The organism is Streptomyces sp. YIM S03343 (genome assembly GCF_054729195.1).
In genome coordinates this window covers 936,915-958,149 of record NZ_JBPUKX010000002.1, presented here as the reverse complement: position 1 = coordinate 958,149, position 21,235 = coordinate 936,915, and the positions used below count along the sequence as shown (strand labels likewise).

19 protein-coding genes and 3 pseudogenes are annotated in these 21,235 nt (G+C 72.0%); 15 read left to right on the top strand and 7 right to left on the bottom strand.

Going from position 1 to position 21,235, the window contains the following annotated elements:
• The first annotated feature begins 24 nt into the window (after positions 1 to 24).
• From ACSYGN_RS40055 to ACSYGN_RS40035, 5 genes and pseudogenes are all read left to right on the top strand, one after another.
• Entirely contained in the window at positions 25 to 861 is an 837-nt protein-coding gene (locus ACSYGN_RS40055; protein WP_460405571.1) for an undecaprenyl-diphosphate phosphatase, read from the top strand.
• Positions 862 to 1,059: 198 nt separating this feature from the next.
• Entirely contained in the window at positions 1,060 to 1,716 is a 657-nt protein-coding gene (locus tag ACSYGN_RS40050) for a FadR/GntR family transcriptional regulator (protein ID WP_460405569.1), read from the top strand.
• 32 nt (positions 1,717 to 1,748) lie between these two features.
• A complete protein-coding gene (locus ACSYGN_RS40045) occupies positions 1,749 to 2,774 on the top strand; it encodes an asparaginase (protein ID WP_460405567.1) in 1,026 nt (341 codons plus the stop codon).
• A gap of 256 nt (positions 2,775 to 3,030) precedes the next feature.
• Positions 3,031 to 4,428 carry a polyprenol phosphomannose-dependent alpha 1,6 mannosyltransferase MptB gene (gene mptB / locus ACSYGN_RS40040; RefSeq protein WP_460405565.1) on the top strand — a complete coding sequence of 466 codons (1,398 nt, stop codon included), beginning with the start codon at positions 3,031 to 3,033 and terminating at the stop codon, positions 4,426 to 4,428.
• Positions 4,410 to 5,291, top strand: a pseudogene (locus ACSYGN_RS40035) (glycosyltransferase family 87 protein); the annotation flags it as partial. The gene mptB and the pseudogene ACSYGN_RS40035, both read left to right, overlap by 19 nt.
• Positions 5,292 to 5,563: 272 nt before the next feature.
• On the opposite strand, the gene ACSYGN_RS40030 reads toward ACSYGN_RS40035, so the two are convergent.
• Positions 5,564 to 6,868 carry a D-alanyl-D-alanine carboxypeptidase family protein gene (locus ACSYGN_RS40030; RefSeq protein ID WP_460405563.1) on the bottom strand — a complete coding sequence of 435 codons (1,305 nt, stop codon included), beginning with the start codon at positions 6,866 to 6,868 and terminating at the stop codon, positions 5,564 to 5,566.
• Positions 6,869 to 7,072: 204 nt separating this feature from the next.
• Positions 7,073 to 8,227: a transcription termination factor Rho gene (gene rho / locus ACSYGN_RS40025; protein WP_460405561.1), complete on the bottom strand. Its 1,155-nt coding sequence runs from the start codon at positions 8,225 to 8,227 to the stop codon at positions 7,073 to 7,075.
• Between the two features lie 484 nt (positions 8,228 to 8,711).
• Between rho and ACSYGN_RS40020 the strand changes: the two genes are divergently transcribed.
• The 5 genes and pseudogenes from ACSYGN_RS40020 to ACSYGN_RS40000 all read left to right on the top strand — a co-directional run bounded on the left by ACSYGN_RS40020 (position 8,712) and on the right by ACSYGN_RS40000 (position 11,616).
• The gene (locus ACSYGN_RS40020; protein WP_460405559.1) at positions 8,712 to 9,482 is read left to right on the top strand and encodes an SDR family NAD(P)-dependent oxidoreductase; all 771 of its coding nucleotides are present in this window, start codon (positions 8,712 to 8,714) and stop codon (positions 9,480 to 9,482) included.
• 6 nt (positions 9,483 to 9,488) lie between these two features.
• On the top strand, positions 9,489 to 9,911 hold the full coding sequence (locus ACSYGN_RS40015) for a VOC family protein (protein ID WP_460405557.1): 423 nt from the start codon (positions 9,489 to 9,491) through the stop codon (positions 9,909 to 9,911).
• 124 nt (positions 9,912 to 10,035) lie between these two features.
• A pseudogene (locus tag ACSYGN_RS40010) lies at positions 10,036 to 10,326 on the top strand (MFS transporter); the annotation flags it as partial.
• A gap of 64 nt (positions 10,327 to 10,390) precedes the next feature.
• Positions 10,391 to 10,615 carry a hypothetical protein gene (locus tag ACSYGN_RS40005; RefSeq protein WP_460405829.1) on the top strand — a complete coding sequence of 75 codons (225 nt, stop codon included), beginning with the start codon at positions 10,391 to 10,393 and terminating at the stop codon, positions 10,613 to 10,615.
• Positions 10,616 to 10,758: 143 nt separating this feature from the next.
• Positions 10,759 to 11,616, top strand: a complete 858-nt coding sequence (locus ACSYGN_RS40000; RefSeq protein WP_460405555.1) for a hypothetical protein — start codon at positions 10,759 to 10,761, stop codon at positions 11,614 to 11,616.
• Here the strand turns inward: ACSYGN_RS40000 and ACSYGN_RS39995 are convergent.
• The 5 genes and pseudogenes from ACSYGN_RS39995 to ACSYGN_RS39975 form a co-directional block, all read right to left on the bottom strand.
• Positions 11,606 to 12,385, bottom strand: a complete 780-nt coding sequence (locus ACSYGN_RS39995) for an SDR family NAD(P)-dependent oxidoreductase (protein WP_460405553.1) — start codon at positions 12,383 to 12,385, stop codon at positions 11,606 to 11,608. The two genes, ACSYGN_RS40000 and ACSYGN_RS39995, sit on opposite strands and share 11 nt — an antisense overlap.
• 326 nt (positions 12,386 to 12,711) lie before the next feature.
• Positions 12,712 to 13,278 (bottom strand): annotated as a pseudogene (locus tag ACSYGN_RS39990) (fumarylacetoacetate hydrolase family protein); the annotation flags it as partial.
• A complete protein-coding gene (locus ACSYGN_RS39985) occupies positions 13,172 to 13,801 on the bottom strand; it encodes an amidohydrolase family protein (protein WP_460405551.1) in 630 nt (209 codons plus the stop codon). The gene ACSYGN_RS39985 and the pseudogene ACSYGN_RS39990, both read right to left, overlap by 107 nt.
• On the bottom strand, positions 13,798 to 14,922 hold the full coding sequence (locus ACSYGN_RS39980) for an FAD-dependent monooxygenase (protein WP_460405549.1): 1,125 nt from the start codon (positions 14,920 to 14,922) through the stop codon (positions 13,798 to 13,800). The genes ACSYGN_RS39985 and ACSYGN_RS39980 overlap by 4 nt, the downstream gene beginning before the upstream one ends.
• 158 nt (positions 14,923 to 15,080) lie before the next feature.
• Entirely contained in the window at positions 15,081 to 15,386 is a 306-nt protein-coding gene (locus ACSYGN_RS39975) for an antibiotic biosynthesis monooxygenase family protein (protein ID WP_460405547.1), read from the bottom strand.
• Between the two features lie 138 nt (positions 15,387 to 15,524).
• On the opposite strand from ACSYGN_RS39975, the gene ACSYGN_RS39970 reads away from it, so the two are divergent.
• The 5 genes from ACSYGN_RS39970 (at position 15,525) to ACSYGN_RS39950 (ending at position 21,220) form a co-directional block, all read left to right on the top strand.
• Positions 15,525 to 16,691 carry a fumarylacetoacetate hydrolase family protein gene (locus ACSYGN_RS39970; protein WP_460405545.1) on the top strand — a complete coding sequence of 389 codons (1,167 nt, stop codon included), beginning with the start codon at positions 15,525 to 15,527 and terminating at the stop codon, positions 16,689 to 16,691.
• The gene (locus tag ACSYGN_RS39965; RefSeq protein ID WP_460405543.1) at positions 16,688 to 17,638 is read left to right on the top strand and encodes a VOC family protein; all 951 of its coding nucleotides are present in this window, start codon (positions 16,688 to 16,690) and stop codon (positions 17,636 to 17,638) included. Before ACSYGN_RS39970 ends, ACSYGN_RS39965 begins: the two co-directional genes overlap by 4 nt.
• 154 nt (positions 17,639 to 17,792) lie before the next feature.
• Positions 17,793 to 18,317: a histidinol dehydrogenase gene (locus ACSYGN_RS39960; RefSeq protein ID WP_460405541.1), complete on the top strand. Its 525-nt coding sequence runs from the start codon at positions 17,793 to 17,795 to the stop codon at positions 18,315 to 18,317.
• The gene (locus tag ACSYGN_RS39955; protein WP_460405539.1) at positions 18,314 to 19,084 is read left to right on the top strand and encodes an SDR family NAD(P)-dependent oxidoreductase; all 771 of its coding nucleotides are present in this window, start codon (positions 18,314 to 18,316) and stop codon (positions 19,082 to 19,084) included. Before ACSYGN_RS39960 ends, ACSYGN_RS39955 begins: the two co-directional genes overlap by 4 nt.
• A gap of 234 nt (positions 19,085 to 19,318) precedes the next feature.
• Positions 19,319 to 21,220 carry a hypothetical protein gene (locus ACSYGN_RS39950; RefSeq protein WP_460405537.1) on the top strand — a complete coding sequence of 634 codons (1,902 nt, stop codon included), beginning with the start codon at positions 19,319 to 19,321 and terminating at the stop codon, positions 21,218 to 21,220.
• Positions 21,221 to 21,235 lie beyond the last annotated feature (15 nt).

The window sequence follows — 21,235 nt, the reverse complement described above, 5'->3', positions numbered from 1 at the left end:
CTCACCTCCTCAGAACTGGATCCCATGAGCGTCATCAACGTCGGTCAGGCCGCCGTCCTCGGTGTGGTGGAGGGGCTGACCGAGTTCCTCCCCGTCTCCTCCACCGGACATCTGAAGATCACCGAGGGGCTCATGAACATCCCCGTCGACGACGACGCCGTCGTCGGCTTCTCGGCGGTCATCCAGGTCGGCGCCATCGCCGCCGTGCTGCTGTACTTCTTCAAGGACATCGTGCGGATCGTCTCCGCCTGGTTCCGCGGCCTGTTCAACAAGCGCGAGCGCTACCACCACGACTACAAGTTCGCCTGGTGGGTCATCTACGCCACCATCCCGATCGTGGTCGTGGGTCTCGCCGCCAAGCCGCTCATCGAGGGCCCGCTGGCCTCCCTGTGGGTGGTCGCCGGGTCGCTGATCGTCGGATCCGGTGTGATGTGGGCGGCCGACCAGATGGGCCGCCACAAGCGGGGCGAGGACGACACCACCTTCAAGGACGCCATGTGGGTGGGCAGTTCGCAGATCCTGGCCCTCCTCTTCCCCGGCTTCTCCCGCTCCGGCGCCACCATGTCCACGGCGCTCGTCCTGGACCTCGACCGCGTCGCCGCGACCCGTCTCTCCTTCTTCCTGGGCATCCCCGCGCTGACCGGCGCCGGTATCTACGAGCTCAAGGACGCCCTCGGCGCCGGAGTGGGCGCCGCGCCGCTGGCCGTCGGCACGATCGTCTCCTTCGTCGTCGCCTACGCCTCGATCGCCTGGCTGCTGAAGTTCGTCGCCAAGCACTCCTTCAACGCGTTCGTGATCTACCGGATCATCATCGGCGCGCTGCTGCTGGGGCTGCTGGGCACGGGCGTGCTGAACGCCTGAGCCGTAGACCGTCCCGCCCTCGGGGGTGTGCGGCCCGTTCCACCGGGCCGCACACCCCCGAGGGCTGTGGTGCCCCGTCTGTACTGCGGTGCCCCGTCTTGACACGACCGTGCTGAGAACCGCACCATCCCCCTTGTGACCCCTAACCTGTCAGACAGCCAGACAGGTGGGCCTGTCGCCCCCCGTCGCATCAGCGCCATGGAGGCGGTGCTCGCCCACCTCCGCGCCGCCATCGAGAACGGCGAGTACGCCATCGGCGACAAGCTGCCCTCCGAGGCGGAGCTGTGCCGCACGCTGGAGATCTCCCGACCCGTGCTGCGCGAGGCCCTGCGGGCCCTCCAGACCATGGGCCTGACCGTCTCCCGGACCGGCAAGGGCACCTTCGTCGTCGCGGACGCGGTGGAGGACCCCACCTTCGGCGACTACACCGCCGCCCATCTCATGGAGGTGCGCCGCCACGTCGAGATCCCGGTCGCCGGCTACGCGGCGCTGCGCCGCACCCCCGAGGACCTGGACCGGCTCGGCCATCTGCTGGAGCGCATGGAGCGGGAGACGGACACCACCGCGTGGGTCGCGATGGACACCCTCTTCCACCTCGCCGTCGCCGAGGCCGCTCAGAACCCCGTGTTCCGCCGGGTCATCGAGGAGATCCGCGACGCCCTGGCCCGCCAGTCGGCGTTCCTCAACGAACTGGGCGACCGGCGCGAGCAGTCGACCCGGGAGCACCGGGCCATCGTCGAGGCACTGACCGACGGCTCCGAGCACGACGCGGTGGAGGCCATGACCCACCACCTGGACCGGGTGGAGTCGACCCTGACGGAGATCGTCCGCCGCCGCCCCGCCACCCAGCAGTGACCGTGACCAGTGACCCCTTGAAGCGGACGCCCATGCAGACCACGCAGCCCACGCACCCCTCAGCCGTGCCGCCCGTCCGCGAACCCCGCCACGCGCCGGTCGTCCACCTCGTACGCGGCGGGGTCGTGGAGGGCGTCCACTACGGCTCCGTGGTCGTCCTCGGCCCGGACGACCAGGTCCTGCTCCGGCTCGGCGACCCCGAGGCCGCCTTCTACCCGCGCTCGGCCCTCAAACCGCTGCAGGCCGTCGCCATGGTGCGGGCCGGGCTCCCGCTCTCCGGCGCCCTGCTCTCGCTGGCCGCGGCGAGCCACTCGGGCGAGGAGCACCACCTCGCCGGCGCCCGCCGTGTCCTGGAACTGGCCGGACTCACCGAGACCGACCTGCGCAACGTGCCCGACCTGCCCTACGACCCGGTCGAGCGGGACGCCTGGGTGCGCGAGGGCCGCCCGCCGTCCCGGCTCGCCCAGAACTGCTCCGGCAAGCACGCCGCGATGCTCTACACGGCCAGGCTCAACGGCTGGTCCCTGGACGACTACCTCGATCCCGCCCACCCCCTCCAGCAGGCGATCGCGGAGATCGTCGAGGACCTCACCGGACAGCGCCTCGCCCACGTGACCGTGGACGGCTGCGGGGCACCTCTGTTCGCGGTGTCCCTGCACGGCCTGGCCCGCGCCGCCGCCCGTATCGCGTCCGCGCCGCCCGGCACCCCGGAGGCGCTGGTGGCCGACGCGATGCGCGAGCACCCCGAACTGGCCTCCGGCTCCCGGCGGGACGTCGCCGCGCTGATGCGGGCCGTGCCGGGGCTGCTGGCCAAGGACGGCTTCGAAGGCGTCCAGGTCGCCGCCCTGCCGGACGGCCGCGCCGTGGCCGTCAAGATCGCCGACGGCGCCGACCGGGCCCGCGTCCCGGTCACGGCGGCGGCCCTGATCCACGCGGGCGTGGACCCGGCCCTGCTCGAACCCTTCACGGGCGCCCCACTCCTCGGCGGCGGCCTCCCGGTCGGCTGCATCCGCCCGGTACCGGCGCTGGGCAACTCGCCGTTGTCGGCCTGCGCCTGAGTCTTCGCCCCCGCCGCCCCTTCCCGTTCCCGTCGCGGGGGCTCCGCCCCCGTACCCCCGCTCCTCAAACGCCGGAGGGGCTGGTCTTCAGGGGGTCTGGGGGCGCAGCCCCCAGGGAGTGTCGGGGCCAACCCGGGCCCGCCTACCCTCCGCCGGAGGCGGGCGCGCACTTTTCGGTCATGCGGAGGCCGTCGCGCGGAGGGTGGGACGTCGGGTTCCGGCTACCCGGTGTTGACATGCTGCCTGGGTGTTGGCCATGGCTTTCCCCGTCGACCTCCGTCGTTGTCACGCTCTCGGGTTCGCCGGTACCGCCGTACTCGCGCTGGGCGGGGAGACCGCCGGACTGCCGGTACGGGAACTCGTCGGCACCGAAGAGGCCCGTGCCGCGCTCGGGCTCGTCTGCGTGTACTTCGGCGTCGTCCTGCTGATAGCCGCCTGGGCGCTGCTCGGCAGGGTCGTGCGCGGACCCCGGCCGCCCTCGACGCGCGCCCTGCTGCTGGTCCTCGTCGTCTGGGCCGCCCCGCTGCTGCTGGCGCCGCCGCTGTTCAGCCGGGACGTCTACAGCTACCTCGCGCAGGGCGCCATGGTCGACGCCCACATCGACGTCTACGCCCACGGCCCCGACCAGCTCGGCGGACCGCTCGCCGACGAGGTCGCCCCGCTGTGGCGGCACACCGCGGCACCGTACGGCCCGGTGTTCCTCGCCGTCGCCTCCACGCTCTCCGGCCTCACCCGCGGCGCGCTGCCCGCCGGACTGTTCGCCATGCGGCTGGTTGCCCTGCTCGGCGTGGCCCTGATGGCCGCCGCGCTGCCCCGGCTGGCCCGGCACTGCGGCGCCGACCCCGCCGCCGCCCTTTGGCTGGGCGCGCTCAACCCCCTGGTGCTGCTCCACCTGGTGGCCGGCGCCCACAACGACGCGATCATGCTCGGGCTGCTCGGCATGGGCCTGGTGGCGGCGCTCGGCCACCGGCCGGTGCCGGGCACCGTACTGATCACCCTGGCCGCACTCGTGAAGGCACCCGCCGTGCTGGGGCTCGTCGTCGTGGTCGTCCTCCAACTGCGTGCCGGGCGGCGTCCGGCGAGGGTCGTGCCGACCGCTCTGGCCACCGCGATCGTCATCACCGTCGCGGCGACCGCCGCCACCGGCACCGGCTACGGCTGGATACGCGCCCTGGACACCCCCGTCTCCCCGCACAACTGGGCGCTCAGCAGCCTGCTCGGCCGTGCCACCGGTGCCCTGCTGGAACGGCTCGGCAGCGGTCTCGCGCCCCTCGCCGTTCCCGTCTGGCACGGGCTCGGGCTCGCGATCACCGCGGCCGTCGTCCTCGCCATATGGCGGCGGCTGCGCCCCTCGCCGGTCTACGCCCTCGGGCTCAGCCTCGCCGCGATCGCCGCCTTCGGCCCGGCGATCCGCCCCTGGTACGCGCTGTGGGGCCTGTTCCTGATCGCCGCCGCGGCACCCGACACCCCCGTACGCCACCGGATGGCCGCCGTCACCGGTGTGCTCGCCCTTGCCGCACTGCCCAGCGGCGGCCCCGCCGACACCGGGCAACTGCTGCTCGCCGTCTCCGGCGGAGCCCTTGCGCTGGTCGTCCTCCGGCAGGCCCACCAGGCGAGCCGGCCCCAGGCCCCGGCATGGGAGCGCACCGCATGACGACAGCCCCCGGCCCGCAGCCGAGGACGCACCGCACGACCCTGCCCGGCACCGACCGCGGCAGACTGCTCCTGCTGCTCGCCCTGGCCGCCGCGGTGACCGTGTTCACCGCGACCGTGCCGCTGCTGCGCGACTGGTTCGACCTGCGCGTCTACTACGGCACCGTGCACACCTGGATCCACCACGGCGGCCGCATCTACGACTACCAGGTCCCGGGCACCGGCTACGGCTTCACCTACCCGCCCTTCGCCGCCGTCGCGATGCTGCCCATGGCCCTGGTCACACTGCACACCGCGATCGCCCTGGCGTTCCTGCTGAACCTGGCCGCCCTCGCCGTCGTCGTCCACCTCCTCGCCGGTCCCGAACTGCGGCGGCACGGCTGGTACGGCTGGGCCCTGACCGCCTGCTTCCTCGCCCTGTTCGAGCCGCTGCGCGACACCTTCAGCTTCGGCCAGGTCAACCTCGTCCTGCTGGCGCTGGTGCTTGCCGACGGACGGCTGCTAGCGGGCCGGGGACACCGCTGGGCGGGCGCCGGGATCGGCCTGGCCGCCGCGATCAAGCTCACCCCCGCCCTGTTCATCGGCCTGCTGCTGCTCGCCCGCCGCCCGCGCGCCGCGGCCCTGGCGACGGCGGTCGCGGCGGGGGCCACCCTGCTGGCCCATCTGATCGCCCCGGACGCCTCGCGCCACTACTGGACGACCGCCCTCTGGGACACCGACCGGGTCGGCCGCCTCGACTACGTCTCCAACCAGTCGCTCCAGGGCGTCCTGGCCCGTCTCGGCGTACCGGACCGGCCGGTCTGGGCGACGGCCGTGCTGCTGGTCCTCGGCGTATGGGCGCTGCGGGCCCGCCGGGCCGTCGCGGCGGGCGACCGGCCCGCCGCGCTCGCCCTCACCGGACTGACCGCCTGCCTCGTCAGCCCGATCACCTGGGTGCACCATCTCGTCTGGCTGCTGCCGTCCTTCGCGGTGCTGGTCCGCGCCGGACGCCCGCGCCTGGCGGGTGCCCTGTACGCGGTGCTGTGCACCAGTGTGGTGTGGCTGTGGTTCCACGACGCGTCCGGCCTCGACGGCTTCCTCGGCAGCAACATCTACACCTGGATCACGCTGGGTCTGCTGCTGCGGCTCCCGGTGGGTCAGTCCCGTACGGACCGTGCCGCGTCGGCGGATCCGCCGCCGCTGCCGCCGCTCCTGCCGAACAAGGCCCGCAGCACTAGCGCCACGGCCCCTGCCCCGAGCAGTGCGGCACCGGTGACCGCACCGGTCACCGGCCACCAGGGTCCGGGCCCGGACCCGGAAACCGGCCCTGCGGTGGGTTCGGTGCGGGCGGCGGACCCCGCCACCGGACGCCCTGACGGACCGGCCTGAGCCTGGGCCTGTTCCTGGGCCCGGGATTGGGCCTGGGCCTGCGCCCGGGGCCGGGGACGCAGGGCGTCCAGGGAGCCGACCGGGTCGACATGACCGGCGGCCGCGAAGCCCCAGTCCAGCAGCTCGCGTGCCTCCTCGTACACCGCGAGACCGCCGCCCGACTGCGGGTTCATCACGGTGACCAGAACGGTCCTGCCGTCCCTGCGGGCCGCCGCGACCAGGGTGTTGCCCGCGTTGCTGGTGTAGCCGTTCTTCACCCCGATGATCCCCGGGTACGGCGTCACACCGTTCGCCCCGGTCAGCAGCCGGTTGGTGTTCTGGATCCCGTACGACGAGCCGTCACCCGGGAACATCGCCTCGGCGGTGGAGCAGTAGCGCGCGAAGTCCGCGTTGCGCAGTCCGGCCCGCCCGAACACGGCCAGGTCGTACGCCGAGGACACCTGGCCCGGTGTGTCGTAGCCGTCGGGCGAGACGACGTGGGTGTCCAGCGCGCCCAGATCGCGGGCCTTGGCCTGCATCCGGGCGGCGACGGTCTCCCAGCCGCCGTCGAGCGAGGCGAGCACGTGCACGGCGTCGTTGCCCGAGTTGAGGAAGACACCCCGCCACAGGTCGGCGATGCGGTAGGTGTGGCCCTCGGCGACCCCGACGAGGCTGCTGCCCTCGCCGATGCCGTCGAGCTCCTCCGGGGTCACAGTGTGCTGCAGACCGGCGGGCAGGACGGGCAGCACGGTGAGCGCGAACAGGGTCTTGAGGGTGCTGGCGGGCGGCAGCCGCCGGTGCGCGTCGGAGGCGGCCAGCACCTCGCCGGTGTCCGCGTCGGCGACCAGCCAGGACAGCGCGGAGACGGAGGGGACGTCCGGTGCCCCGTCGTGCGGGCGGACCTGGGTGCCGGACTCGTCGAGCAGGGCCGGCGGGGCCGGTGCGGCTCGCGCGGTCACCGTCCTCGACCCGGGCGACGGGGTGGGGGCGCTCCCGGTGCGGGCCGTCGCAGAGGCGGGGGTGAGGGCGAGGGCGGACGAGAGACAGACCGCGCAGGTCGCCATGACGGTCCGGGCCGAGAATCCGATAGTCATACGAATCAACGTAGGATACGGGTGCCTGACGCCGTGATGGCCGGGCCGGGGCGGGGGCGATGGCACCCGGATGCCGCAGCGCGGTCCCGGTGCCGCATCACCCGGCGGTGGGTCGCCACGTGCGCCGCCACGGTGCGCTGCCACGGTGCGTCGCCAGTCTGGGCGTTCTGGCGGCGCGTCATCTGCCGACGGGAAGGCGGCGGGTCACCCGGTGGCCGGCGTCGGCAGGATCTGCCGCAGGAACGTGGCGTTGTCGGGGGTGGTGCGCAGCCGCTCCAGAAGGGTCTCCAGGCCGCCGCCCTGGCCGTCCCTGCCGTCCCGGCCGCCCTGGAGCGCCCGGCGCAGACCGCGGGAGGCCGCTGACTCGGCGGGGGAGAGGAGGAGTTCCTCGCGCCGGGTGCCGGAGGGCGTGATGTCGACGGCCGGGAAGACGCGGCGCGAGGCGAGCTCACGGTTCAGCCGCAGCTCCATGTTGCCGGTGCTCTTCAGCTCCTCGAAGAAGTAGTCGTCGGCACGGGAGCCGGTCTCGACGAGGGCGGTGGCGAGGACGGTGAGCGAGCCGCCCTCCTCGGCGAGCCGGGCGGCGCCGAAGAACCGCTTGGGGCCGGTCACGGCGGCGGCGTCCACCCCGCCGCTGAGGGTACGGCCGCCCGCGGCGGCCGCGTTGTTGTGGGCCCGGCACAGCCGGGTGAGCGAGTCGAGCAGGATCACGACGTCCTCGCCCGCCTCGACGAGCCGCTTGGCGCGCTCGACGACCAGTTCGGCCAGGGCGATGTGCTGTTTGGGCGTGCGGTCGAACGTCGAGGCGTACACCTCCCCGCGCACCGAGCGGCGCATCTCGGTGACCTCCTCGGGGCGTTCGTCGAGCAGCAGGACCATCAGCCGGCACTCGGGATGGTTGCCGGCGACGGCGGCGGCGAGCTGCTGGAGGAGGACGGTCTTGCCGGTCTTGGGCGGGGCCACGATCAGCCCGCGCTGGCCCTTGCCGACGGGGGTGAGCAGATCCATGAGCCGCCCGGTGAGACCCGCGGCCGGATGTTCCAGCCGCAGCCGCTCACGGGGATGGAGCGGGGTGAGGTCGGCGAACGCGCGGCGCCCGCGGAGCACGTCCGGCGCCTGCCCGCCGACGTGCCGGACCTCGGTGAGTACACGGCCGTCGCGCAGGCCCTCGACGAGGTCGCCCTTGCGTAGTCCGTGACGGCGCACCAGCGCGGCGGAGACGGTCGGATCGGTGGGTGTGGGAGGGCAGTTGAGGTCGCGCAGATGCCCCTTCCCGCTCGTGTCGATGTCCAGGACACCGGTGACGGGCCGGGCCGGGGGCCGCTGTCGCACAGGGAGATGTTCGAGTGTGGTGGTCATGGGGTTGGTGTCCTTTCGCGGACGTACGGCATGAGACATGCGGTGGGGAAGGGGAGAGCCGCGCGGACGAGGGCCTGCGGGCGCCTCGTGAGGGCGGCGGGGAACAGCACCGCGGCCGGACGGCGACGTGTCCGTCGCCCGCCGAGCGGATGCTGGAGAACTGATCACCGTGGTCCGTCTCTGCGGACCGATCGGTGAACCGGGAGAACCGAACTGGCACCGGCGCCCACAACCGGGGCGTACACAAGTGCTGTCAGCACCGTACCACTGCCCAGCCGGAGCGGGCTCGAAACAACGGGGGAGGTGCGGCGGCGTTCCCGCCACTGTCAACACACACGGGCCCGCATCCATTCCCCCGGCCCGCATACCTGCCATACGAACCCCCGATGGAGCTTCCCGGACGGATTTCTTGTTCCGGCGAAAGGCCCTCCCTACGCTGCGAGCACCGCACCACGGCGGCATGGGACAAGGGGACTTGGCAATCATGGGTCGACTGGCCGGGAAAATCGCCTTCATCAGCGGAACAGGAGCCGGGATCGGCCGCGCCGCGGCACTCATATTCGCCGCCGAGGGCGCCCGCGTATTCGGCTGCGACATCGACGAGAAGAGCGCTGTAGAAACTGTGGAACTCGTCGAGGAGACGGGTGGCGTGATGCGTTCGATCGCGCCCGTCGATCTGTCCACCGAAGAGGGCGCGAAGGAATGGATCGACGCCGGGATCGAGGCGTTCGGCGGGGTCGACATTCTCTACAACAACGCCTCCGCGCTGCGCAACGGTCCCTTCGAGACGATGCCCGCCGACGACTGGTACTTCACCCTCAGGAACGAGCTGGACATCCCGTACTTCTGCACCCGGGCGGCCTGGCCGCATCTGATCGCCCGCGGAGGCGGGGCCGTCCTCAACGTCGCCTCCGTCGCCGCCGTACGCGGCGCGCCGTTCATGCCGATGGTGCCGCACGGCGCGGCCAAGGGCGGGGTGCTGGCGATGAGCAGACACCTGTGCGCGGCCGGTGCCCCGCACGGCATCCGCGTCAACACCGTGGCCCCGGGCATGACCCGAACCTCGGCCACCGCGCCCTTCCTCGACGACCCGGACGGCCCCCGCGCCCGGTTCGAGGCCAGGATCCCGGTGGGACGGGTCGGTGAACCCGAGGACATCGCCCGGGCCGCGGCCTTCCTCTGCTCCGACGAGGCCGCGTTCGTCAACGGCGCCAACCTCATGGTCGACGGCGGCGACAGCGCGATGGCGGGCTGAGCGCCCATGGACGTCAGCTTCGACCACGTCGGCGTCACCGTGCGCGACCTGCCCGCCCTGACCGCCTGGTACCGGGCGGCGTTCGCTCTCCAGCCAGTCTTCGAGTTCCGGCTGGACGGGCCCGGTCTGGCCGCTGTCGTCCTGGAGCACGAGGACGGCTGGCGCCTCGAACTGCTCGCCCGCCCCGGCTCCGCACCCGGCCTCAGGGCCCCGGACCCGCTGACCGCCGCCCTCACCGAGGGGTACGGGCACTTCGCGGTCACCACCCTCGAACTCGACGCCGTCCACGGGGCACTGCTCGCCCATGGGGCGGGCGAGGTCCTGCCGCCCGGGCCGTCCCCCGAGCCCGGAGTGCGCATGGCCTGGGTCAGCGACCCCGAGGGAAATCTCATCGAACTCATGGAACGCCGCCCCCGGTCCGCCGATTGATGCGACGCGCCGACCTCGGCACCGCGGATTCCCCCGCTTCCCCAGCTTCCCAGGCTTTCCGGGCTTTCCAGGCTTTCCCCGTTCCCCTTGTTCCCGCCGCGCCGGCACCACTGTTCCCCGTGAGATGGAGTACGGAATGACCAACGCCGTGAAAAGACTCGACGCGGGCACGCTGATAGCGTGCTGTCTCGCGGTTGCCGCCGCGCAGCTCTGCATCACCGTTCCCTCGCCCATCAACGGGGAGATCCAGGCCGCTTTCGGGGCGTCCGGTTCCCAGGTCGCCTGGGTGACGTCCGCTTTCATTCTTCCCACGGCCATTCTGGAACTGAATTTCGGCGTGGTCGGCGATCTCTTCGGCCGCAAACGTCTGCTGGTCCTCGGCGGATTCGTCCTCGCGCTCGGTGAACTCTTCAACGCGCTGTCCCAGAACATCACCATGCTCTGGGTCGGCCAGGCCCTCGCCGGTATCGGCGCGTGGCATGGAGGCGGCGGCCGGTCCGCTGGCCGTGGTCAACGCGGGCAGCGACAGCGCCAGGGCGGCCGCTCAGACCGCCCTCGGGCACGGTATGGCGGTCGGCGTGCTGATCTGCGGCTGCGCCTCCCTGCTCGGCGCGGTGGTGACGCTGCTGCTCGTGCGCAAGAACACCGCCCGCGCGGCGGCGGGCGCACAGGGCGAGACGGCGGTGCAGACCGCGACCGCGTGAGGGCCGCCGTAGGACCGGGGGCCCGGCCCCCGGCCCTTTACAGCGTCGTCGTCCTGCGTTGTCTCCTGTGACAGATGTACCCAGAGCATAACGACGCGTGATTTCAGGGGACTTGACCATCTACTCTGCACTATCTTCGCGGCATGTCCACGCCACCGCCGTCCCCGCAGCAGCCGCAGCAGCCTCCCGAGCAGCCGCCCCCCGTGGCGCCCACCCCGACGATCCCGGCCATGCAGCCGCCCGCCCCGCAGCAGCCCCTGCCGACCGCGTACCCCTATCCGCATCCGCAGTCCCCGGTTCCGCAGAATCCCTATGCCCAGCCGCCGTCCTACGGAACCGCGCCCTTGCCCGCGCCGCCGGGCGCCGGCGGAGGCAGCGGCAGAGGCGGGCGCGCCGTGCTGTGGGCCGCCGTCGGTGCCCTCGCGGCCTCCGCGGCCTGGGCGGCCGGGGTCTTTCTGACCGGCGGCTTCGGCGACAGAGCCGACCTGCGGGGCTACTCGGTGCCGTCGAATCTCTGCTCGGGCGCCGACTACTCGTCGTTCAAGGAGAAGTACCCCGAGGACGACACCACCTCGGCGTCCAGTCGCAGCTCCCTCAAGTCCGGTGCCTTGGACGAGAGTTACTGCAGCATCGGGCTGAAGGAGAGCGGTTCGACGTACTCCGACGCCTATCTCACCCTCCAGGCCGACCTGCACAAGAAGACCGACCCCGGGCCGGAGTTCACCGCCGTGTGGAAGAACTACGGCGACAGCCACACCGACTACGACGTCGAGAGCGTCCACGGGATCGGCGACGAGGCGTACGTGGTCAGCTACGACACCCTCAGCGGCTCCTCCACCGGCTCCCGGTACGTCAGCCTCGCCGTACGGGACGGCTGGCTGACGTACACGATGAACTACAGCACCTTCGGCACCTCCAGCAGCACCGCGCCCCAACTGGACGAGGTCACCGACTGGATGAAGGCGGACGCCCGGTCCACCCTGGAGAAGCTCAAGGGCTGACCGGCGCGTCCAGCGCGTCGGTGATCGCCTTCACACCGCCGTGCGCGGAGTAGCCGCCGTCCACGGTGATCTCCGCGCCGTTGACGTACGACGCCTCGTCGGAGAGCAGATAGACGACCAGCGGCGCGACCTCGTCGACGCTTCCGGGGCGGCCCTGCGGGGTGAGAGCGAGATGGGCGCGGACGAACACCGGGTTCGCGGACGCCATCAGCGGGGTCTCGATGTACCCGGGGTGCACGAGATTGGTGCGGATACCCCGCGGGGCCAGCTCCAGCGCGGCCACCTTCGACAGGCCCCGCAGCGCCCACTTGGACGCGGTGTACGCCACCGCGTGATGCGCGGTCAGACCCGCCACCGAGCCGACGTTGACGATCGACGCACCCGCCGGCATCAGCGGGGCGAGGGCCTGGATGCCGAGCAGCGCGCCCGTCGTGTTCACCGCGAATGCCCGGTTCCAGTCGGCGACTTCGACCTCGCCGAGCCGGGCCCGCATCGGGATGCCCGCGTTGTTGACCAGGCCGTGCACCACGTCCAGGGACGCCGCGAGCGCCGCCCAGCCGTCCGGCGACGACACGTCCAGGTGCCGGTAGCGCACATCGAGGCCGGCGGCGCGCAGCGTGGCGGCCAGCTTCTCACCGGGCTCGTCCAGGACATCGGTGGCCAGCACCGTCGCGCCCTCGCGGGCGGCGGCCTCGGCCTCCGCGGCGCCCTGGCCCTGCGCTGCTCCGGTGACGACGACGGTACGGCCCGCCAGACGTGTACGGCTCACGGCTCCTCCAAGCATGGCTGCGGGAATCCTCCCGTCCACGCTAGGAAGCCTGGCTGGTCGACAGCCGCACCCCCGCGTGCGTGACGTTCTTCTCCTCGAGCAGGGCTTCCAGCGCCACCAGAAGATTCAGGTCGATCGCTCCCAGGCCCATACGTCGTGTCCCTCCGGCGGTGTCCTTGAAGCTCCGTGAAAGCTCGGTGAAACCGGAGCGTAACGACCGGAATCAGGCCTAGGAAGGGTCGCGTACGAACTCACAGGGATCCGATAGAAGTTATCGGATCCCCGGATACGTGCAGGTCAGAGCGGACTGAGGACAGGACCGGGGGTCAGGGACGCGGGGTGCGGCCCCGTTTGCGGGCACGCGGCAGATAGGCGTCGGTCCTGCCGGGCACCACACGGTTGGCGAGGGTGCCGAGGTGTTCCACGGACAGCGTCACCTCGTCCCCGGGCTTCAGCGGCGCCGGGACGCGCTCACCGAGACGGCCCCAGAACTCGGCGAGCGCGCCCCAGCCGCAGGTGCCGGAGCCCAGCAGGTCCCCGGGCCGCACCCAGGCGTCCCGGGCCGCGTAGGCCGTCATCTCCTCGAAGGTCCACGACATGTTCGCCAGGGTGTCCCGGCCGATCAGCTCCCCGTTGAGGGTGACCGTCATCTCCAGGTCGAGGAAGCCGTCCGCGTCGCGCCGGTCGGCCACCTCGTCCGCGGTGACCAGATACGGGCCGAGCGTGTTGGCGAAGTCCTTGCCCTTGGAGAAGCCGAGCCCCAGGGTCTTCTCCGGTTTCTGGAGATCACGCGCCGACCAGTCGTTGAAGACCAGATAGCCCACGATGTGCTCGTGCGCCTCCTCGGGTGTGAGATCGCGTCCGGCGCGGCCGATCACCGCGCCCACCTCCAGCGATCGCGCCCAGCTCCTGGGCCCTGCGCCACACCGGGTCGTGCGCCGGGTCGGCCAGCTCCCGGCCGTCCACGGTCGTGGACACGCTGACGCCGTACAGACCGAGCCCGGTGACCGCCCGCTCCAACTCGGCGACCGCGAGCGCGGGGTGCTGGAGCGGGACGGTGCCCAGGCCGTACAGCCGTTCCGGAGCCTTCGCGCAGTGCGCGGCCACCGCCTCGTTGACGGTGCGGGCGAGACGCTCGGCGAGGTCCGGGGCGGCCCAGTAGTGGTGCATCGGCATCGGGCCGACCACCTGGATGCCGACGCCCATCGCGTCCAGGTCCGCGAGCCGCTCGGCGACATCGGTCAACCTGCCCGCCAGCCGCCGGAGTTGCGCCCGGTTCTCGGCCAGCGAGGCGGGTGAGTGGGCGCGCTGCTCGGCGGCCAGCTCGGCGGCGAACCCGGGCGTGTCCGCGACCAGGGCGTCGGCCGCCGGTACGGCGAGATGGCCGTGGAAGTCGACGACGGGCGGCGCGCTCATGCCGCCGCCGTGAGGTTCGTCAGCGTCTCCGCCATGATCCGTGCGGGATCGGCGCCCGGCGTGCCCGGGTTGATCTCCCAGTCGGCCAGCCGCAGCGAGTTCTCCAGCACCATCCGCACCCTCGGCAGCCGCCGCGCCATGAAGCGCTCCAGCACCCGCTCCACCGGCTCGTCCCCGATGACCAGTTCGGCCAGCAGCACGGCGTCCTCCGCGCACATCGCGGCGCCCTGTGCGATCAGCGGCGGGCAGGCGTGCGCCGCGTCGCCGATCACCATCGCGCGGCCCCGGTACCAGGGCTCGTTCACCAGGACGGTCTCGATCCACCGGTAGTCCACCGCCGTGTCCTCGGGCAAGTCCGCGAGGACCTTCCCCCAGGTGCCGCCGTACCCGGCACCGCGTTCGCGCAGCAGGGCGAGCGGGGCACGCGGGCCGATCAGGGAGGCGTCCAGGTTCTCGTCGAGGAGGTAGGCGTAGCACCGGTCCGCGGAGATCGGGCTGTAGCCGGCCTTGAAGCGGGGGCCGCCGTAGTACACCTCGGCGCAGTCCATCTCGGCGGGGCGGTCCGCGACCACCCGGAAGATGGACATCCCGACCGGGCGCGGGCGCTGCGGGAAGCCGATCAGGGCGCGCATCGCCGAGTTGATGCCGTCGGCGCCCACCACCAGGTCGTAGCGGCCGGTGGAGCCGTCGGTGAAGACCACGTCGGCACGGCCGGGGGACTGGTCGAGGCGCTCGACGCTCAGGCCGAGGCGGACGGTGACGCCGTGCGCGTACACCGCGTCGCACAGCGCGTCCTGGAGGTCCGAGCGCAACGCGCCCGCCGTGGACGGCAGTTCGGCGCCGCCGGTGTGCGGGGTGGGCAGCTCGGTGAGCAGAGTGCCGTCGGCGCGGCGCAGCCGCAGGATGTCGAACGGCACCGCGCGGGCCAGCACCCGCTCCAGCACCCCTACCGAGCGCAGCGCCTTGAGGGCGTTGCCCTGGACGGTGATGCCGTGTCCCACCCCGAACCACCGGGGCGATATCTCGACGAGCTCCACGTCCACGCCGCGCTGGGCGAGGGCGAGGGACAGCACGCTTCCGGTGATGCCGCCGCCTACGACGAGCACCTTCTGAACGGGCATGGACGATCCTTGCGGACGTAGGGGCGGGGGCAGGAGACGCGGGAAGAGGCAGGAGATGGGGAAGGGGCGGGAGCGGGAGCGGGAGCGGGAAGGGGAAGGGGAAGGAGGAAGGGGCGTGGGCAGACGCGTGAGGGCGGGCCGGACGGCGCTCGGCCGGGTCAGCCGGTGAAGCGCGGGCCGAGCTCGTGGTAGTGCTCGACGCTCGGCGGTACGGCGAAGTACGGCCCGACCAGCGCCCGCCAGCGGCCGAAGCGCTCCGACTCGCGGAAGCCGACCGTGTGCGCCTCCACCGAGTCCCAGCCGACCAGCAGCAGGAAGACCCGCGGTCGCTCCGCGCAGCGCAGCAGCTCCGCCCAGCGGAACCCGGCTGCCTCGGCGAGCACCTCGCGGGCCTTGCCGAAGACCTCCTGGAACTCCGTCTCCCGGCCTTCCTCGACCGTCAGCTCGGCATGCTCGACCACCACGGCGCTCTCCTCGGGTTCGGGGTGCTCCGAGCCTGATCGGCGGCCGGAGCGGGGTCAACGGATCGGGGCATCGGCAAGGGGCACGTCATCCATCCCCTACGGCGATGGAGGCGCAGTTCAGGGCTGTGGCGCCGGGTGATGGCAGGCATCGCGAACGGCCATTTCCGCCGCCCGCCCGGGATGCCTAGCGTCAAGGACGAGACCCCGCCGTCCCGGGCCCCTGGCCGTACCCCGCCCGTTCTCCGGAGCCACCCCTTCGCCAAGGGCACCACCCGCACCCCGCCCCTACGAGGAGAGCCGCCCGTGCCCGATCCGCTTCCCTCCCCTCCGCCCCCGCCGTCCCATCCCACCCTTCCGTCCCACGCCGGACCCTTCGCGCTCGGCACCTTCGCCGGCCCGGACTCCCCGTTCCCCGGCCTGGTCGCCGGGGCCCGGGTCCGTGACCTCTCCGACCTGGTGCCGTCCGTGCGCGCCCTGGCCGAGGACTGGGACACCTGGCTGCCCCGCCTCGCAGGCCTCGCGACGTCCCCCGACGGCCCCTGGCACGACCTTGCCGCACTGCGTGTCCTGGCCCCGATCGAGCCCGGCCTGATCCTCCAGAGCGGCGCCAACTACCGCAGGCACGTGGTCGATCTGGTCGCCGCCGAGAAGGAGAGCGTGCACGGCGCGACGCCTGAGGAGGCCCGCGCGGACGCCGAGCGGATGATGGACGAGCGGATCCGCGACGGGGTGCCGTACCTCTTCCTCGGCTCGTCGCGCGCCCTGTGCGGCCCCTACGACGACATCGTGCTGCCCGCGCTCGGCGAACAGCACGACTGGGAGCTCGAACTCGCCCTCGTCATCGGCAAGGAGGGCCGGAACATCCCCGCCGGGGCGGCCATGGAGCATGTCGCCGCCTACACGATCTGCAACGACCTCACCACCCGCGACCGCCTCTACCGGCCCGACCTCAAGGCGATCGGCACCGACTGGTTCACCGCGAAGAACGCCGACACCTTCCTGCCCACCGGGCCCTTCCTGGTCCCGGCCGCCTTCGTGGGCGACCCGGGAGATCTCCGGATCACCCTGCGGCACAACGGAGTCGTACGGCAGGACGAGTCCACCAAGGACATGATCTTCGACATCCCGCGGCTGATCGCGTACGCCTCCACGACCACCACCCTGTGCCCCGGCGACCTCCTTCTCACCGGCTCCCCGGCCGGCAACGGCGCGCACTGGGGCGTCTTCCTGAAGCCCGGGGACGTCCTGGAGTCGGAGATCACCGGCCTGGGCCACCAGCGCAACACCGTCAGGAGCGGACCGTGACATCGACGACCACGACCTTCCAGCCGATCACCCATCTGCGCCATGTCGACCTGGCCGTACCGGATTTCGCCCGGCAGCGCGACTTCTACGGCACCACCTGGGGCCTCACCGAGATCGCGAACGACGACGGGCTCGCCTTCTTCGCCGCCGAGGGCAGCCCCGAGCAGTACGTCGTGCGCATCCGCGAGGACCGGCGCAAACGCATGGACCTGATCGCCTTCGGCGCCGCCTCGCCCGCCGACATCGACGAACTCGCCCTGCGGCTCGGCCGGGCGGGGGTCCGGCTCGTCCACGAGCCCAGGGCGCTGGACACCCCGGGCGGCGGCTACGGGCTGCGCCTCTTCGACCCCGACGGACGGGTCGTCGAGGTCTCCGCCGACGTCGCCACCCGCACCCACCGCAGGATCGAGGAGCGCGAGGCGATCCCGGTCCGCCTCTCGCACTGCGTCATCAACTCCCAGGACCCGGCGGGCCTGCGCGACTTCTACGTGCGCCACCTCGGCTTCCGGCTCACCGACACCCTGTACTCCACCCACATGGGCGACCTCATGTACTTCCTGCGGTGCAGCCCCCTGCACCACTCCTTCGCCGTCGCCCGTGGACCCCACCCGTCCCTGCACCACGCCTCGTTCGAGATGCGGGGCGTCGAGGAATACATGCGCGGCACCGGGCGGGCGCTGCGTGCCGGGACCCGGCTCACCTGGGGTCCGGGGCGGCATCTCGCGGGCGACAACACCTTCTCCTACTTCCACGACCCGCACGGCAACACCGTGGAGTACACCACCGAACTCGCCGTCCTCGACGAGGACCTGTGGCACCCCGGCCGCCATGACGTCGACGATCCCATCACCCAGGACCAGTGGGGCACCACCGACCCGATGAGCGAGTCGGTCGCCAAGGAGCAGTTCAACGACCCCGATGTGCTCTTCGAAGCACCGCCCGTCTGATCCCGCCCCGCTGTCCCGCATCTCCTCCGACACGTCCCAAAAAGGCCGCAGTTGTGGCAGAGATCCTGAAGCGCGCCGTCCCCGGGGCCGAGGCCGCCGCCTCGCTCGGCCAGGTGCGGGAGACCGTGGCCGCAGTCATCGCGGATGTCCGGCCGTGCTCATCACCACCTCCCGCGACGTGGCCGAGCGGACCATCGCCGAGGTCGAGCGGCTGCTGCCCGGGATGCCCACCCGCGACTTCGCCGAGCCCGCCTGGCGCGACCACGGCCAGGTCCATGTCGTCGGCTCCCTGGACGAGTTGTACGCCCTTGCCGACGACTTCGCCTTCGAGCACGTCGAGGTGCTCACCGCCGAGCCGCGCCAGGCGTTGGAGCGGATGACGCAGTACGGCGCGCTGTTCCTCGGCGAGGGCACCTGTGTCTCGTTCGGCGACAAGGTCATCGGCACCAACCATGTGCTGCCCACCCGGGGTGCCGCCCGCTACACCGGTGGTCTGTGGGTCGGGAAGTACCTCAGGACGGTGACCTATCAGGAGGTCACCGACACCGCCTCGCAGGCGCTGCTCGGCCGGCTCTGCGGACGCGCCTCCCGCGTCGAGCTGTTCGAGGGCCACGCCCGCTCCGGCGATGTACGCGCCGCCCGGGCCGCCGGGGACGAGCTGCCGTGGAACACCCCGTGAGCCTCGCCGGGCGCACCGCGCTGATCACGGGCGGGGGAGGGCCGCTGGGACGGGCCTTCGCGCCGGCCCTCGCGGATGCCGGGGCCCGGGTCATCCCGGTCGGCCGGAACCGGGACACCCTCGCGGAGACGGCCGCCCGGGTCGAAAAGGCGGGCGGCACGGCCCGCACCGCCGTGTGCGACGTCTCCGACCCGGCGTCGGTGACCGCCCTCTCCGCCGAACTCGCCGACGAGGACGTGTCGTTGCTCGTCAACAACGCCGGTGTCGCCGGTCCGGTCCGCCCGCTCGTCGACATCGAACCGGGGGAGTGGGACGAGGTGTTCGCCGCCAACGTCCGCGGCGTCCATCTGATGTGCCGCGCCTTCCTGCCGCCGATGCTCGCGGCCGGGCGGGGCGACATCGTCAACGTCGCCTCGGTGAGCGGCAAACGGCCGCTGCTCAACCGCACCCCGTACACCGCGTCCAAGATGGCCCTCATCGGCCTCACCCGCACCCTCGCGGGGGAGGTGGGCCCGAGCGGCGTGGCGGTCAACTCCCTTTCCCCCGGCCCGGTCCGGGGCCCGCGGATGGACCGGAACTTCCGGCTCACGGCCGAACTCACCGGCTGCACACCCGAAGAGGCGGAACGGGACTTCGCATCCCGGGCCGCGCTGGGCCGCCTGGTGGAGGAGGACGAGGTCGCCCGCGCCCTGCTCGCCATGCTGGCCATGCCCGGCCTGTGCGGGGCCGACATCGACCTGTCGGCGGGGATGATAGCGCCGGCGTAGGAGGCCTCTGCCCGGCTGTGACAACTCTGTGTAATCATTGTGGAGTTGGGCCCTTGATCCGAAGCATCGGGTTCCGGTATGCCTGTACATGACGCCTGGACCCCTGTGCGCAGGGCTGATTCACTCCCTCTTGCGCACCTCAGGCGCCTCCGTCCGAGCCGTTGCACCGGTGTGCCGCACCCCTGCCTCGTCACTCTGCGCGACGACACTTCTTGATCTTGGGAAGGCAACCTCATGTCATTGACCACCCGACGTTCTTTCCTCATCGCCGGTTCCGCGACGGCAGGGGCGCTACTGGTGCCGGCCGGTTCCGCCGTCGCCGCTCCGGTCTCGTCGGGCAAGACGCTCACGGTCGGGTCCGGCACGGCGTACGAACTCGCCGCGACCACCCGCCTCAGCCGCCTCACCATCGCCGAGGGCGGTACGCTCGTCGCCCCCGAGGGACACAGCATCACGCTCACCGTCGACGGTGTGGAGACCGGCCAGAAGCTCACCGAGACCAGCGGCACCGCCACCCTGATCCAGCCCGGCACCTACCGCGGCGACGTCGTCCTCACCGTGGCCGTTGCCAACAAGATCACCTACGAGACGCTCACCTTCCCGTTCCGGCAGGCCCTCTACGTGGGCGCCGACGGCGTCGACCGCGACAGGTCGGTGCTCTCCGCGGTCACCGGCGGCCGGCTCACCGACGCCGTCGCCCGCAATGTGGCCATCGTGTCCACCGGCGAGTGCTTCGACGGCGTGTTCGTGCAGGACGCGAGCTACACACTGGACCGGCCCACCATCTCCCTGACGGGCAACGGCCGTTGCGACTTCGCCGGGTACGGTGCCGCGGTCGTCGGTGACGGCGACGGCACCACGCTGCTGGTGGACGGCGCCCGGATCGGCACCAAGGGCGTGGTCCGCACCGGTGTGATCTCCAACGACGGAGCCAACGTCGTCGTGAAGAACTCCACCGTCCGCTGCCGCAACGGCGTCCTGCCCGCCGACTACCAGGCCACCGTCGAGACGCCGTACATGCAGTCCGTGCCCTGGATGCTCGGCCTCGACGGCAATGTCCGCGCCACCAACCTCGTCGGCAAGAACAGCCGCGCCACCTACCTCAACTCCACCGTCTTCTCCGAGACCTGGGGCGCCCTGTCCGTCGAGGGCGGCAGCGGGCTCAAGCTCACCACGATCAACAGCCGTGTCGGCAACACCGGTTCGTACGGCTACGGCACCTACGCCATCGGCGACGCCACCGTCCGCGTCCTCGGCTCCCGCTTTGAGGTCGGCAGCTACGCCACCATCCTCGCCGGGCCCGCCCCGGTCGTGCACTACGGCGACAGCACCCGCGAAGCCGTCGCCGCGCTCAACACCGAACTGGAACTCGGGCTGTCGGACGCAGAGTTGAACGACATCCCGGTGCGCGGCACGGTCGTGGACTCCGGGCACTTCGGCTATATGTTCTTCGGCACCGGAACGCTCACCCTGGACGGCGGCACGGTGATCAACTCCGAGCGGGCCACCTTCCTCAACAAGGGCCAGCAGACCACCATCACCGTCGACGGCTCCCAGGGCGCCCGCCTCAACCCGAAGGACGGGACCATCCTCCAGATGATGGAGCTGGACGACCCGGGCCCGGTGAACGTGGGCGGCAAGATGATGAACACCGGCGTCTACACCGAGCCCACCGGCGACCCGGAGAAGGACAGCTCCTTCGACGTCACCGCCGCCCACACCGCGGACGGCGCGGCGACCTTCACCTCCATAGCCCTGCGCGGCGACTTCTACAACGGCATGCGCAAGGGCAAGAACATGGTCCTCACCTTCGACGACTCCACCGTCCAGGGCGTCATCTCGGCCACCGCGACCAAGCACCGGGTGTCCAGCATCGACTCCTCCTCCTACTACGAACTGGGCATCGTCACCAACACCGTCCAGGCGGCCGTCAACAACGGGGTCGTGGTCCGGTTGACCGGCGGCTCCGTGTGGACCGTCACCGGAACCTCCCATCTGACCAGCCTGACCCTCGCCGACGACGCCGAGGTCAGGGCGCCGCGCGGCAAGAAGGTCACCTTCACCGTCGACGGCACCACCACCACGCTCACCGCAGGCGGCAGCTACACCGGCGCGCTCACCCTCACCGTGGCATGACCGTGGCGCGATCGC

Excerpts from the sequence above, each read along its gene's own strand:
- ACSYGN_RS40055 (WP_460405571.1), top strand. The coding sequence starts at position 25 with ATGAGCGTCATCAACGTCGGTCAGGCCGCCGTCCTCGGTGTGGTGGAG.
- ACSYGN_RS40050 (WP_460405569.1), top strand. The coding sequence starts at position 1,060 with ATGGAGGCGGTGCTCGCCCACCTCCGCGCCGCCATCGAGAACGGCGAG.
- ACSYGN_RS40045 (WP_460405567.1), top strand. The coding sequence starts at position 1,749 with ATGCAGACCACGCAGCCCACGCACCCCTCAGCCGTGCCGCCCGTCCGC.
- mptB (WP_460405565.1), top strand. The coding sequence starts at position 3,031 with ATGGCTTTCCCCGTCGACCTCCGTCGTTGTCACGCTCTCGGGTTCGCC.
- ACSYGN_RS40030 (WP_460405563.1), bottom strand. The coding sequence starts at position 6,868 with ATGACTATCGGATTCTCGGCCCGGACCGTCATGGCGACCTGCGCGGTC.
- rho (WP_460405561.1), bottom strand. The coding sequence starts at position 8,227 with ATGACCACCACACTCGAACATCTCCCTGTGCGACAGCGGCCCCCGGCC.
- ACSYGN_RS40020 (WP_460405559.1), top strand. The coding sequence starts at position 8,712 with ATGGGTCGACTGGCCGGGAAAATCGCCTTCATCAGCGGAACAGGAGCC.
- ACSYGN_RS40015 (WP_460405557.1), top strand. The coding sequence starts at position 9,489 with ATGGACGTCAGCTTCGACCACGTCGGCGTCACCGTGCGCGACCTGCCC.
- ACSYGN_RS40005 (WP_460405829.1), top strand. The coding sequence starts at position 10,391 with ATGGAGGCGGCGGCCGGTCCGCTGGCCGTGGTCAACGCGGGCAGCGAC.
- ACSYGN_RS40000 (WP_460405555.1), top strand. The coding sequence starts at position 10,759 with ATGTCCACGCCACCGCCGTCCCCGCAGCAGCCGCAGCAGCCTCCCGAG.
- ACSYGN_RS39985 (WP_460405551.1), bottom strand. The coding sequence starts at position 13,801 with ATGAGCGCGCCGCCCGTCGTCGACTTCCACGGCCATCTCGCCGTACCG.
- ACSYGN_RS39980 (WP_460405549.1), bottom strand. The coding sequence starts at position 14,922 with ATGCCCGTTCAGAAGGTGCTCGTCGTAGGCGGCGGCATCACCGGAAGC.
- ACSYGN_RS39970 (WP_460405545.1), top strand. The coding sequence starts at position 15,525 with ATGGCAGGCATCGCGAACGGCCATTTCCGCCGCCCGCCCGGGATGCCT.
- ACSYGN_RS39950 (WP_460405537.1), top strand. The coding sequence starts at position 19,319 with ATGTCATTGACCACCCGACGTTCTTTCCTCATCGCCGGTTCCGCGACG.